This window comes from Pedobacter gandavensis (assembly GCF_032678745.1).
Lineage (GTDB): Bacteria > Bacteroidota > Bacteroidia > Sphingobacteriales > Sphingobacteriaceae > Pedobacter > Pedobacter gandavensis_C.
Window position 1 is genome coordinate 505,705 of sequence record NZ_JAVTST010000003.1, and the last position, 14,763, is coordinate 520,467.

Sequence of the window (14,763 nt, forward strand, 5' to 3'; positions counted from 1 at the left end):
CAAGCCTAAAACCAGGAAACCATGAAAAATACACTAAAAAAATTACTGATTGGCAGTATCGCCATCGTGATCCTCACCGGAACAAAATTCGGATTAAAACCTGCAGAACGAGGGGTGTCTTTAACCCATACCAGAAAATAGTTCGCACAGATTTTCCGTTTTTATTCTTATTTAGGTCTACATTTCCACAAGTATGCCGCTGTTCAATGACTGGTACCCTTTTGTCTAGAATCCTCCAACTTTCCAAGATCTAAGCGCAAGAAAGCCTCTTTTTTTTACTGTTTTTAATTGTTAGCCGAGGAAAGCGCTTGCCCTAATCTGCTTAGGATCCGGATTCTTTTAGCTTCAATTGGCTAATTTTTAAAGGGGCAAATACATACATCTTCAAAAGGCTCAACTATATACCTAAGAATTATTGCTTACTTTTGCAATAATTTCATATATAAAATATCGTTAAACACAGACTTTGAGTACACTAATTGCAGCCGAAAACTTAGGCCATGCTTACCATGATGAATGGCTATTTAAAAATTTGACCCTGGGGATTCAACCTGGACAACGCGTTGCGTTGGTTGGTATAAACGGTGCAGGAAAAAGCACCCTACTGAAATTACTTGCCGAAAGATTTAATCCTTTGGAAGGTAAAATCGTTAAGAATAAATCTGTTAAAATAGGATTCCTTGATCAGGAGCCTTCTTTTCCAGATGGTCACTCCATTAGTGATTTCATTTTCTCTACAGAAAACAAACAGCAGCAACTGATCAAAGAATATGAGGAACTGATTGAAGATCCAAACCCGGACGAAAAAACATTGAATCGCTTATATGAAGAATTAAGCGAACACAATGCCTGGGAATACGAGCATGAGATTAAAACGATTTTAAGCCGCATGGGCATCACTCATTTGCAACAACAGATCTCTACCCTATCTGGTGGGCAGAAAAAGCGTCTTGCCCTTGCAAAGCTTCTGATAGAGGATCCAGAAATCTATGTGCTAGATGAGCCAACCAATCATTTGGATATTGATACTATTGAATGGCTGGAGAAACTATTGACTTCCGGAAACAAAACTATATTATTAGTTACACACGATAGGTACTTTTTGGACAACGTTTGTAATACTATTGTAGAGCTAGACAGAGGGAAAATTTACAATTATAATGGTAATTACGCTTACTTCCTAGAAAAGAAATCTGAGCGTGAAATGGCTGATGAGAGTACTTTTCAGAAAAACAAGAACCTTTTAAAAAAGGAACTGGAATGGATGAGAAGAATGCCTGCTGCCCGTACTACGAAGTCTCAGTCTCGTATTGATGCTTTTTATGATCTGGAAAGCAAGACCAAGCAAAGGTCTGATAATCAAAGTGTTACTTTGAATGTTAAAATGGCACGTCAAGGGAATAAAATCCTGGAACTGGACCATATCGGTCAGTCATTTGATGGCAAACCAATCATTAATGATTTCAGCTATACTTTTAAACGTGCAGACCGCATTGGCCTTGCAGGTAAGAATGGTACCGGAAAATCAACTTTATTGAATATCATCACCGGTTTCTTAACGCCTGAAAAAGGAAAAGTGAGTACTGGTGAAACGACAGTTTATGGCTACTATAAGCAAGGTGGTTTGGCATTCAATGAAAAAGAAAGGGTAATTGATATCGTAAAATCTGATGCAGAATATATCAAGATGGCCGATGGTCAAACGATCTCTGCTTCTCAACTGCTGACCTTATTCCTCTTCCCTCCCAAGAAACAACATGGGATGGTCGAAAAGCTAAGTGGTGGTGAAAAGAAACGATTACACTTGATGAAGGTGTTGATGCAAAATCCTAATTTCTTGATTCTGGATGAGCCTACAAACGACCTGGACATTGATACTTTAAATGTACTGGAGGAGTTCTTAGAAAACTTTCCTGGTGTACTAATCCTGGTTTCTCACGATAGGTATTTATTGGACAAGATGAGTGAGCAATTGTTCATCATGGAAGGTAATGGAGAAGTAGGAATTTACAACGGTAACTACTCTGAATATAGAATCAGCTTAGAGACACCAAAAGAGAAAGCGCCTGCAAAAGCAAAGGAGCAACCAGTTCAAAATACGGTAGCAACACCTGCAAAAAAATTGTCTTTTAAGGAGCAAAAAGAACTGGAAGATTCAGAAGCGAAGATCTCTGAACTGGAGGGGAAAATCCATGACTTGAGCAATTCTCTACTAACTATCGACAGTGCTGATTACACCAAAATACAGGAAGTTTCCAAAACTATTGAAGGCTTAAATCAGGAATTAGAAAAGATTACTGAACGCTGGTTAACATTATCTGAGTTATAAGCTATCCCAATTACCCCCACCTGGTCATTAGATTTACAGGTGGGGGTGATGGATCAAATACCCCCTCTTCATGAGGATTTAATTCCTAATCGATTTCAATCGAGTTAGGATTATAACACAGAAATCATTCAGGTTGGATTGGTTGAGGCCCTTCCCTTCTGTTGCTTTCAAAAACGACAAAATGTTCTTTCTCATTTTTAATAGCTAAATAACAGCAGTGGTTTTTCCGTTTGTTTAAGACCAGGAATAAAACAGTTTCATGTTTTCCTTTGGAACCAATAGCGTTGTTTTACCCTTAAATTTTGGATATAAACACAAACACCAAAGCATCTTTTCCTTTACCATTCAAGTAGGGAAACCGGTATTTAAGCTTGCAGTCTTATTATAAATAAAGTGTAGTTGAATGGTAGGACCGTCTATGGAAATTTGGAATTTTGAATAAAAAACGCCAATCATTCAGAAATTCGGGTCTGGTGATTTTCTTATAAAAACAACAGATTTTGTCCGCTACAGAAAAGCTGAGGCTTGATCATTTGAGTATTGAATGTTATATTTAATTACGTCGATATTTTAAGAACAGACAAAAAAGCGCACTAATTTAAACTAAAACACAGTGATTCTATTCCAATAATGAATTGAATATTGCTATTTAATACCAGCTTAATTATTGAATAATCTAGCTCCTATTCTTCGGCATATCGGAACCAAATTTATCCTACCAGTAAATGTAGCCAGATAAATTTAAGACGAAGTATAGAAAAGACATTAGCTGAACTAGTAATCTTTGAAATCAGATATTTTAGAATTACTGTTGGGTTTTATTGGAATAAGCAGGACTGGTTCTTTCCATCTTATCAGCCTCTGCGAACTTTTTCATGCTTAAGGTTGATGAACCAAAAATGCAATTACTACATAAAACTGTCAGCATTTCATTTTCAATTAACTCCATTGTTTCGCCTGAGACCTATACCACATTGCTAAAAGGAATCAGTGCTGAGGAGTCCTCATAAGATTAGTCTCCATGGAATTTATGTCCTTAAGGAAATGAGCTAACTCTATGTAAAAATAAAAAGAGCATTGCCTAGTTTAATAGAAAACCCAATGGCTTTAGCCTCCGTTTCATGTATTAGATCTCATTGAATCAAGCAAGATCTTTAATGGATTTCTAGATATGGGCACAAAAAACACACTGTGGAACATAAGAATCCATGGCTAAAAGAAAATATTAAAGCAGTCACTATTTAAAGTGATGCTTTAAATAGATTATCCAATTAAGGTAAACCCTGTTGTAGTTTGAAAACCAAGTGTTTTCTAGTAATTAAAAAAGTAAAACCACCGTCCAAACAATATAGAAGACTAGCTCCCTTCCAATGGATAAAAGAGGTTGAGCAAAAAAAGTAAGAATAAAAGGAGAACGAATTAGCAAGTCTCCACTATTAAATGATTAATTTTAACCTATTGTTTCACGTGAAACATTCGCGCTTAACAGCGGGCATATATTGCGTTCCACGTGAAACAAATTTTAAGCGATATAAAAACACAGGTAATGTTTAAAGAATACGATGTTATAGTAGTTGGTGCCGGACACGCCGGTTGTGAAGCCGCCGCCGCCGCTGCCAATCTGGGATCTTCAGTCTTGCTGATCACCATGAATATGGAAACCATTGCACAGATGAGTTGTAACCCAGCGATGGGTGGTGTAGCAAAAGGTCAGATCGTAAGAGAAATTGATGCAATGGGTGGATACTCTGGAATCATCAGTGATAAGACTACACTACAATTTAGAATGCTCAACCTTTCAAAAGGTCCGGCAATGTGGAGTCCAAGAGCGCAAAATGATAGAAAGAGATTTGCAGAAGAATGGAGACTAGCTTTAGAGCGTACGCCAAATGTTGACTTCTGGCAAGACATGGTGGCTAGCCTGGTTATTAAAAACAATACCGTTGTTGGCGTTAAAACTTCTTTAGGAATTGAGATCAAAGGAAAGTCAGTTGTATTGACTAATGGAACTTTCTTAAATGGATTGATTCATATTGGAGAGAAGAAATTTGGCGGAGGCAGAACTGCAGAAAGAGCTGCTACCGGACTTACCGAACAATTGACAGAACTGGGCTTTGAAGCAGGTCGAATGAAAACCGGCACCCCACCCCGCATAGACGGAAGATCTCTAAACTATTCCTTAATGGAGGAGCAATGGGGAGACGAAAATCCTGGTCGTTTTTCATATACCAATGTAGAACGCCCAACAGAACAACGCTGCTGCTGGATTACCTATACTAATGCAGAAGTTCATGAAACCTTGAAAGAAGGATTCGAAAAATCTCCGATGTTTACCGGCAGAATTAAAGGTCTAGGTCCAAGGTATTGTCCGTCTATTGAAGACAAAATTAATCGCTTTGCAGAAAGAGAAAGACATCAAATTTTTGTAGAACCAGAAGGAACCCATACTTGTGAGATTTATGTAAATGGTTTCTCTACGTCTCTACCAGAAGATGTACAATATAGAGCGCTTATTAAAATCCCAGGATTTGAAAATGCCAAAATGTTCCGTCCTGGTTACGCGATAGAATATGATTATTTTCCACCTACCCAGCTTTCGTTAACCTTAGAAACTAAAATGATCAGCAATTTATTTTTTGCAGGTCAAATCAACGGTACAACAGGATATGAAGAAGCCGCTAGCCAGGGCTTCATTGCAGGAATCAATGCACATCAAAAAGTAAACGATTTGCATGAGTTAATTATGAAACGTTCTGAGTCTTATATCGGTGTATTAATTGATGATCTAGTTACTAAAGGAACTGACGAACCTTACCGTATGTTTACTTCCAGAGCAGAACATCGCTTGTTGCTTCGCCAGGATAATGCAGACATCCGTCTCTCTCCTATTGGTCATCAGTTGGGCTTGATTAGCGACGAACGATTAGACCTGGTTAAACAGAAGGTAGCCAACTCTGATGCTATAGTTGCCTACGCTAAAAAGCAAAGTATCGACATGGCAGAAGCGAACGAAAAGCTGGAAGAATTGGGAACCAGTATCCTGACTCAAAATGTAAAAATAGTAAGTCTACTTGGCAGACCACAAGTGGGCATAGAAGACATTCGAGAGATCAGTACACCATTTAGAGATTACTTAACTGCGTTCGATAAAGAGACCATAGAACAAGCAGAGATCAAAATAAAGTATGAAAGCTATTTTGAGAAAGAACAGGAAATTGTAAACAAAATGCAGAAGATGGAAGATAAAGATATCAACCCAGATTTTGATTATGCGCAATTGGGATCTTTATCTAAAGAGGCCAGAGAAAAGTTATTGAAGATCAAACCCCGTACCTTGGGTCAGGCTTCTAGGATTTCTGGCGTTTCGCCCTCTGACATCTCAGTTTTAATGGTCCACATGAGCAAGTAAAACACAATACATTGATATTAAGTCAGTTAGGATTATGTTTTTCATTATTTTAACTGACTAATTTAAATGAGTTTTAAGCGTCTTTTAAATTTTTTTAATGGTAACTATTAAAAAGAGTAATAAACTTAACACAGCGCATATAAATGGCCAAAAATAGCATTATATCGAACTTCAGGCTTTTTGCATCCCTCCTACTCCTCTCTTCAGTGATTTATAGCTGTGCAAGCATTCAGCAACCTCAAGGTGGACCTAGAGATACTGAAGCCCCGAAGGTATTGAGTATGGAGCCTAAAAACTTCACGACAAACTTTAAAGAAAAAAAGATCATCTTGGAATTTGATGAATATTTCAAACTTCAGAATGAGGGTAAAGAATTCTCCATTTCTCCGGAATTAAAAACTGCCCCAATACTAAAAGTGAAGAAGAAGCTATTGGAAATAACGTTTCCAGACAGCCTTGAAAAAAACACGACCTATACATTGAACTTCGGGAAGCTGATTGCAGATATTAACGAAAATAACGTCCTAAAGAATTTCTCTTATGTATTTTCGACAGGTCCAAAGTTGGATTCCCTGAGCATAAAAGGTAAGGTCAGCAATTCCATCACCGGCGAACCAGAAATTGAAGCGGTCGCATTTATCCTTCCTTTGGAAAGAGATACTTTATTTGGAAAAAGCAGGCCAGCAATTTATGCTTTAACAGACAGCAGTGGTCATTATAGCCTGAACAATTTAAGAGAAGGTACTTACAAAGTTTACGCTCTAAAAGAAAAAGGCGGAGATAAAATCTACCAACAAAGCACAGATGAAATCGGTTATATAAAAGAACCTATCGTATTAAAGAAAAACCTGGATTCTGTAAATATTCAAATATTCAAGGAGAATGCATCAGTATTCCGAGTGGTAGATAAACGTATCAATGCAGATGGAAGCATCAGTTTTGCATTTAACCAAAAGCTACAAAAACCAGAAGTCAACGTTGTAAATCCGGCGGCTCTTGATGCTACGAAATATTTGAAGTTGAGCAAAAACAATGACTCCTTAAAAATGTGGTTGACAGATTTAAGTTTTGATTCTACAAAAATCAGCATCAAAGAAAACGGAAAATTATTGCAAACAACTACGCTGAACAGAGGAAAAAAAGAAACCTATACCAGAGCTTTAACCGCTACGGACAATTTGGAGGATCGTAGTCTAAATCCTAATAAACCATTTAAGCTAGCTTTCAATTTCCCAATTTTAAGTACTGATATCAGTAAAATTCAATTGTTAGAAGACTCTGTAAAAAGGACAAACTTTACCATTGAAAAAGATAGCGCTGACTTTTTATCCTATTATATAAAGTATCCATGGCGTGTTAAAAAATCTTATGAAATGAAATTTGAGGCCGGGGCATTTACCGGAATATTTAATACAAAAAATAAAGAATTTACAAAAGATTTCAAATTAGGAAGTAAGGATGATTATGGTACGTTAATTCTAAAACTAATTGTTCCGGAAAAAGACAAAAGTTATATCGTAGAAGTAATTGACGCGAACAAAAACCCAGTGAATACCATGGTAATTACTAAAGATACGATAGTAAGATTTAACAATTATAAGTCAGGTAAATACTTCACCAGGATTACTTACGACACCAATAAAAATCAGAAATGGGATACGGGAAATGTGGCAGAAGGCACACAGCCGGAAAAAATTTGGAATGAACCCAAAGAACTCTCAATCCGAGCCCTTTGGGAAAGAAATGAAACCATTACGATTCCAAAAGAATAAGTAATTAAAAACAGTATCGGCCTGTTAACAACAGATTGTTGCTATTATTTAAACCAGTCGGCATACATAATGTAATTGTCTGGTAATTTATTTAGTAAAGCCCGTTGCACTTCTGTAATGGGCTTTACTTTTTTAGCAGGTGTCCCCGCATAGATATAGCCTGTTTCACAATGTGTATTTTCCAATACAACGGCTCCTGCTGCAATAATACAATAATCTTCGACTACTGCGTTATCCATCACAATAGCACCCATACCGATGAGAATATGATCTTTTAAGATACAGCCATGAACAATTGCATTGTGCCCAACAGAAACCCTGTTTCCAATCACAGTGGCTGCTTTTAAATAGGTAGCATGTATAACTGCCCCATCTTGGATGTTACTATCATTGCCAATTGTGATGCTATTAACATCACCACGGATCACAGCATTAAACCAGACAGAACAATTACTACCCATCATTACGTCGCCAACAATCGTCGCATTTGGCGCAATAAAACAATTTTCTGCCCATTGAGGGTGCTTATCTTTAACTGGTAATATAACTGGCATAATCTAAAAAATTGTATCGGTTAATTGTTCTGAGTGTACTGGATAATCGGTAGTATAGTGTAAACCCCTACTCTCTTTTCTGGCTTTTGCAGACTTAATAATCATAAAGGCAACTTGGATCACATTGCGCAATTCACAAAGTTTCACGGATACTTTATTGGCTTTATAAAAGGCTTCCGTTTCTTCATGGAGCAAAAACAAACGCCTCATTGCCCTATCTAATCTGAAATCTGAACGTACAATACCTACATAATCGCTCATTAATTTCTGAGTTTCTCGTAGATTATGTGTGACTAATATATCTTCATCAGATTGTTTTACACCATGGTCATCCCATTCAGGGATGTGATCAGGAATCACAACATTTTTGAAAGTAGCTATAGCATCTTCATATATACGATGTGCAAATACAGGTGCTTCCAATAAGGAATTTGAGGCCAAACGATTGGCGCCATGTAAACCAGTTGACGAACATTCTCCACAAGCATATAAGTTTTTTATAGAAGAACGACCATATTCATCAACCAAAATTCCGCCGCACATATAATGAGCTGCAGGCGTAACCGGTATTAAATCCTTCGTCATGTCTATACCTATAGATAGACACTTCGCGTAAATGTTCGGGAAATGAGCTAAAATATCACTTTTTTTACGATTGGTGATATCAAGATAGACAAAGTCTTCTCCAGATTTTTTCATTTCAGAATCAATCGCACGAGCTACAATATCTCTGGAAGCAAGAGATCCTCTTGGATCATACTCATACATGAACTCTTCTCCATTTTTCCTTCTAAGTACACCACCGTAACCACGAACTGCTTCAGAGATCAAAAAAGCAGGATATTCTCCAGGATGATACAAAGCTGTTGGATGGAACTGAATAAATTCCATATTCCTGACTTTCCCTTTTGCTCTGTAAACCATTGCCATTCCGTCACCTGTAGCGATTACAGGATTTGTTGTGCTACTATAAACATGGCCAGCTCCACCCGAAGCAAGGATAGTCACATTAGCTAGTATCTTTTCCACATCGTTACGCTCTGTGTTAAAGGCATATATGCCGTAACAGTGGATATCTTCAGAACTCTTATCCACATGTTCACCCAAATGATGCTGAGTAATTAACTCCAAACAGAAGTAATGTGTTAATATCTCTATGTTTTTATTCTGATGAATCTGCTTTAATAAGACGCTTTCAATTTCATATCCGGTGACATCTTTATAGTGTAAAACACGGTTTTCTGAGTGTCCACCTTCTTTTGCTAAATCATAAACACCGGTGTGATTTTTATCAAAATTGATCCCATAATCTATAATCTCCTGAATTCGCTGAGGCCCTTCTTTCACTACAATTTCTACTATCTCTCTGTCACACAGACCATCTCCTGCAATTATTGTATCTTCAATATGTTTTTCAAACGAATCATCTTTATCCACAACAACTGCTACTCCACCCTGCGCATATTTTGTATTTGACTCATCTTCGTTTGATTTTGTAACGATTAAAACCTTACCATGCTGAGCTGCTTTTAATGCAAAGCTTAAACCCGCTATACCCGACCCTATTACTAAAAAATCTACTTTTCTCATTGAAATTAAGCTACTTCCCTTACTTTGTTAACAACGTTGATATAATTGTTAATTTCTTGTCTAAACAAATAGAACAAATATTTTTGAATGTTTAAAGCTAAGCTAAAAAGGGAATTTGCCACAATATTTTCAGTTATTTTTGAGCAACTTTGCGGAGGTTATCCACTTTTTACACACAAACTAACAATACACATATTACTATGGATAAGTTTTGAAGGAGAAAAATAAAATACTGTAAATCAGCAGATATTTGGTTTAAAAATTCAACTTTTTTGTGGATAACTTATGAATAAGTCAAATAATCTCCTAAAAAAAAATAATTTACAAACGTTATTAACACACTAATAAACAATAGAAGTCTATCTATATTAAATAATTATAATTTATTGAACTGTTGAAAATGGATACATTTGAGGAATTAAATAGAAAAGGTTTTGTCGAAGAAAAGATTGATCCTACACTTGATCTTTTCGTGGAAATCGAAAAACTAAAAAAAGAGAAAAATGCAATAGTGCTGGCGCACTACTATCAAGAGCCTGATATTCAGGATATTGCTGACTATATTGGAGATAGTTTAGGGCTATCACAAGAAGCGGCAAGGACTGATGCTGAGGTGATTGTGTTTGCTGGAGTGCATTTTATGGCAGAAACGGCCAAGATTCTTTCTCCTGAGAAAAAAGTTTTGTTACCGGATTTGAAAGCAGGTTGCTCGTTGGCCGACAGTTGTCCGCCACACCTGTTTAAAAAATTTAAAGAGAAGTACCCGGAACATGTAGTAATTACTTATGTGAATTGTACAGCAGAATTGAAGGCTTTGAGTGATATTGTTTGCACTTCTACGAATGCGGTACAAATAGTAGAAAGTCTTCCTAAGGATACAAAGATCATTTTTGGTCCCGACAAAAATTTAGGTGCCTGGGTAGCTAAAAAAACGGGTAGGGATCTAGTGCTTTGGAACGGAGCCTGTATGGTTCATGAAATTTTTTCGAGAGAAAAAATTACAAAATTGAAAGCTCGTCACCCGAATGCGAAATTTATTGCGCATCCAGAATGTGAAGAGGCAGTGCTGGAAATGGCAGATTACATTGGATCGACCACTGGATTATTAAAATATAGTACCAATAGTGATGCTCAGGAGTTTATTGTAGCTACGGAAAGCGGAATTATCCACCAGATGGAGAAAGCAAATCCGAAAAAAACCTTTATTCCTGCACCACCAAATAATAACTGTGCCTGTAATGATTGTCCTTATATGAAAAGAAATACTTTGGAAAAACTCTATTTATGCTTAAAGAATGGAAGCCCTGAAGTGACTGTTCCTGCGGATATTATTATGCAAGCTCGTAAACCAATTGAAAGAATGCTGGAAATTTCCGCAGCATTGGGTTTATAAATATTAAAAAAGTGGTTTTTCTTATGATTTGAAAAGATTGTATGAGGAAAATAATGAGTATTTAAAAATTAAAAATCTATATAAATAGGATATATGTTTGAGAATAAAGAGCGTACCGACATCGGAGAACTTGGAGAATTCGGTCTGATAAAACACCTTACTGATAACTTTAAGATAAGGCATGAAAGTAGTATTAAGGGAGTTGGAGATGATGCTGCAGTGTTGAATTTTCCAGATAAAGAAGTGTTAATTTCTACAGATTTATTGTTAGAAGGTATTCATTTTGACTTGGCATATGTACCCTTAATGCACTTAGGTTTTAAAGCTGTTCAAGTAAATTTGAGTGATATTTATGCCATGAATGGTATTGCTACTCAAATTACAGTTTCTATTGGTATTTCGAGTAAATTTCCCTTAGAAGCAGTAGAAGAAATATACAAAGGCATTGAATTAGCCTGTAATAAATTCAATATTGACCTGATTGGAGGTGATACTTCTTCCAGCAAACAAGGTTTGGTAATCAGTATTACCAGTATTGGTTATGCAGATAAAAAAGATGTAGTGTACAGAAATGGTGCACAGGAAGGTGATCTGTTATGTGTGTCCGGAGATTTGGGGGGTGCTTATGTCGGTTTGCAAATTCTAGAAAGAGAAAAACAAATATTTTTGGAAAACCCTAATATTCAACCTGATCTGGAAGGAAAGCACTATATTATTGAGCGTCAGTTGAAGCCGGAAGGAAGAAGAGACATTATCGATTTACTGGCACAAATGGAAATTACTCCTACCTCAATGATCGATGTTTCTGATGGACTTGCTTCGGAAATTATGCACATTTGTGAGCAGTCTGAAAAAGGTTGTACTTTATACGAAGAAAAGATTCCTATTGACCCGATGACTTATGAAACTGCACGGGAATTGGGCTTGGATCCAACCGTATGTGCGTTAAATGGTGGTGAGGATTATGAATTGCTGTTTACCATCAAACAAGCAGATTATACTAAGTTAAAAAATGATGTAGACATCAGTGTTATAGGCCATATCACTGATAAAAATTCTGGTTGTAAAATGATTTCTAAATCTAATGTGGTTCATGAATTGAAAGCACAGGGGTGGAATGCTTTCAAATTATAAGGCGTCCTCTTCTACGACTAATGGATCTAAAAATTTGGTGTCAATTTGCTTTGTAGCTTTGGCACCTAATTTTTTGATTTTCTCTGAAGTACTGGCTAGATTTCCTGTTCCTGTTGAAAGCTTATTCAGGGCTTTATCATAAGCATCCTGACTTTGTCTTATATTTCTCCCTATACTTTCCATATCTGTTAAGAAACCAACAAATTTATCGTACATACTGCCACTTAACCTAGCAATTTCCAAGACATTTCTGTTTTGTCTTTCTTGTTTCCAAATACTTGCAATAGTACGTAAAGTTGCTAATAAAGTTGAGGGACTTACCAGAACGACCTTTCTATCCCAGGCATAGTTGAATAACTCTGCATCTTGCTGAACTGCAATGCCAAAGGAAGATTCTATGGGAACAAAAAGCAAGACAAAATCAGGTGAATTAATCTGGTACAAGTCGTGGTAATTCTTGCCCGATAATCCCTGAATATGGTTTTTGATGGATAAAATATGTTGTTTTAGGTAGTTTTCTCTTTCTATATCATTCTCTGCATTAACCAGTCGATCGTAAGCGACCAGGGAGACCTTAGAATCGACAACTACATGTTTATCATCAGGAAGGTCAATGATGACGTCTGGCTGCATCCTATTGCCTTCAGCAGCGCTTAAATTAGCCTGGATCCTGTACTCCCTATCTTTGATAAGTCCAGAACGTTCCAGCACTCTTTCCAGAATTACTTCACCCCAGTTTCCTTGTTTTTTTGAGTCTCCTTTAAGTGCTTTAGTCAGGTTATTTGCATCTTCCTGGATTTGCTTGCTTTGATCCATTAACTGGGAAATGACACCTTTAAGAATGTTGCGTTCATCGGATTCCGACTTATATACTTTCTCTACTTTTTCTTCAAAGGATTTTATGTTTTCTTTGAATGGTTTTAGTATGAGGTCCAGGTTGGTTCTATTTTGTTCTGTAAATTTAGCTGTTTTTTCTTCGAGAACCTTATTAGCAATATTTTCAAATTCTAATTTAAAGCGTTGTTGAAGATCAGCAATATATAATTCCTGCTCAGCTTGCTTTTCCCTTTGTGCCACTAACGTTTCTTCGAATTTGATGACTTTACCCCGTTCTATTAGGAAATTATTACGTAGGTCATTCAATTCATCTTCAAGTCTTAATTTTTCTTCTTTCAGCCAGTTTAGTGATTTTTGATGCTCTTCTTCCTTTAAAGCTAACAAGGCAATATGTTGATTTCCTACTACCGGTTTTTTTAAGAATAACACAATAAGTACTACTAATATTATGATCAATAGAATGATGATTGCTGTTTCCATACTAATATTTTTATCAAAAATGAAAAAATAAAAATGAACCTGCAAGCAAGAACGTTAAAAAATGAAATAGGGTTTTAAAAATAATTTTTATGTGCGGGGATTTAGGCTCGTTTTTTGATTTGTAACAAATGAAAAACATACATACGGAAATGGGAACTTATTTATTTTTAATAATCCCGATATTACTGATTAGCATGTACGTGCAATGGAAGTTTAGAAATAAGTTTTCAAAGTACACTGAAATGCGTTTAAGTTCGGGATTTTCGGGAAAAGAGGTGGCGGAAAAGATGCTTCATGATTATGGAATATATGATGTTAGGGTGATGAATGCCGATGGCCAGTTAACAGATCATTATAATCCTGAAGATAAAACAGTGAATTTAAGTACAGATGTATATCATGGAAGAAGTGTAGCAGCTGCAGCGGTTGCGGCACACGAATGTGGACACGCAGTACAACATGCTAAAGCCTATCATTGGCTGCAACTGAGGACAAATATGGTACCTCTAGTCAGCATTTCCTCTACCTTGTTGCAGTGGGTGCTAATTCTTGGTGTTTTATTGATTGGTTTTACAGGGAATCCCTTTGTTTTAAGTATTGGTGTAATTGGCTTAGCACTGCTTACCATATTTAGTGTGGTTACCCTGCCTGTAGAGTTTGATGCGAGCAGGAGAGCATTGGTATGGTTAAAAAATAACAATGGGGTAATGAATACCCCAGAAGAAAATTTACAGGCCAAGGATGCACTTTGGTGGGCAGCGATGACCTATGTAGTAGCGGCATTAGGAGCTTTAGCCAATTTAGTCTATTATGCTTCTATGTTATTTGGTAGAAATAAATATTGATAATGCAATTTAATTGAGGCGATAAGGTACAATCAGATTAAATTCTGGGATATCTACAGTAAAATCACTTTCATCAACGATGCGGTGCATGAGGTAGTTGCCTTTCATAGCACCCATATCTGTATTTAAATGACTTCCTGAAACATAAGTATAGCTACTACCAGGCTCAATTACTGGCTGAAGGCCAACTACTCCTTCTCCCTCAACTTCTCTTTCAGTACCATTAGAATCAAAAATAAACCACTGTCTTCTCATCAATTGAACGGCATAATCAGATAAATTTTCAATTGTAATCTGATAAGCAAACATAAAATGCTCATTACCGGGATTAGAATATTCATCCTGGTACATAGTTTCTACTGATATTTTAACGCCCTGAGTGATTGCTGTAACCATTTTTAAAGTATTATATTAGGAAGT

Annotated in this window: 10 protein-coding genes; 6 read left to right on the top strand and 4 right to left on the bottom strand. The window is 36.6% G+C overall.

All coding sequences use genetic code 11. The annotated features are described in order from the left end of the window. Positions 1-466: 466 nt before the first annotated feature. From R2S10_RS13615 to R2S10_RS13625, 3 genes are all read left to right on the top strand, one after another. Positions 467-2,329, top strand: a complete 1,863-nt coding sequence (locus R2S10_RS13615) for an ABC-F family ATP-binding cassette domain-containing protein (RefSeq protein ID WP_316840970.1) — start codon at positions 467-469, stop codon at positions 2,327-2,329. 1,546 nt (positions 2,330-3,875) lie between these two features. Beyond that, a complete protein-coding gene (mnmG, locus tag R2S10_RS13620; RefSeq protein WP_316840971.1) occupies positions 3,876-5,738 on the top strand; it encodes a tRNA uridine-5-carboxymethylaminomethyl(34) synthesis enzyme MnmG in 1,863 nt (620 codons plus the stop codon). A gap of 143 nt (positions 5,739-5,881) precedes the next feature. Then, positions 5,882-7,510 (top strand): Ig-like domain-containing protein, encoded by a 1,629-nt coding sequence (locus R2S10_RS13625; RefSeq protein WP_316840972.1) that lies wholly within the window; start codon positions 5,882-5,884, stop codon positions 7,508-7,510. 44 nt (positions 7,511-7,554) lie between these two features. Here the strand turns inward: R2S10_RS13625 and R2S10_RS13630 are convergent, their stop codons facing one another. Together R2S10_RS13630 and nadB are read right to left on the bottom strand one after the other, a co-directional pair. After that, positions 7,555-8,064, bottom strand: a complete 510-nt coding sequence (locus tag R2S10_RS13630; RefSeq protein WP_316840973.1) for a gamma carbonic anhydrase family protein — start codon at positions 8,062-8,064, stop codon at positions 7,555-7,557. A 3-nt stretch (positions 8,065-8,067) separates the two neighbouring features. Beyond that, entirely contained in the window at positions 8,068-9,654 is a 1,587-nt protein-coding gene (gene nadB, locus R2S10_RS13635; RefSeq protein WP_316840974.1) for an L-aspartate oxidase, read from the bottom strand. 400 nt (positions 9,655-10,054) lie between these two features. On the opposite strand from nadB, the gene nadA reads away from it, so the two are divergent. Continuing rightward, on the top strand, positions 10,055-11,047 hold the full coding sequence (gene nadA, locus R2S10_RS13640) for a quinolinate synthase NadA (protein WP_316840975.1): 993 nt from the start codon (positions 10,055-10,057) through the stop codon (positions 11,045-11,047). Between the two features lie 93 nt (positions 11,048-11,140). Beyond that, positions 11,141-12,181 carry a thiamine-phosphate kinase gene (gene thiL / locus R2S10_RS13645; protein ID WP_316840976.1) on the top strand — a complete coding sequence of 347 codons (1,041 nt, stop codon included), beginning with the start codon at positions 11,141-11,143 and terminating at the stop codon, positions 12,179-12,181. Here the strand turns inward: thiL and R2S10_RS13650 are convergent. After that, the gene (locus R2S10_RS13650) at positions 12,176-13,498 is read right to left on the bottom strand and encodes a DNA recombination protein RmuC (protein ID WP_316840977.1); all 1,323 of its coding nucleotides are present in this window, start codon (positions 13,496-13,498) and stop codon (positions 12,176-12,178) included. The genes thiL and R2S10_RS13650 overlap by 6 nt on opposite strands. A gap of 149 nt (positions 13,499-13,647) precedes the next feature. Between R2S10_RS13650 and R2S10_RS13655 the strand changes: the two genes are divergently transcribed. Next, positions 13,648-14,343 carry a zinc metallopeptidase gene (locus R2S10_RS13655; RefSeq protein ID WP_316841106.1) on the top strand — a complete coding sequence of 232 codons (696 nt, stop codon included), beginning with the start codon at positions 13,648-13,650 and terminating at the stop codon, positions 14,341-14,343. A 9-nt stretch (positions 14,344-14,352) separates the two neighbouring features. On the opposite strand, the gene apaG is transcribed toward R2S10_RS13655, so the two are convergent. Further along, positions 14,353-14,739: a Co2+/Mg2+ efflux protein ApaG gene (gene apaG / locus R2S10_RS13660; protein ID WP_316840978.1), complete on the bottom strand. Its 387-nt coding sequence runs from the start codon at positions 14,737-14,739 to the stop codon at positions 14,353-14,355. Between the last annotated feature and the right edge of the window lie 24 nt (positions 14,740-14,763).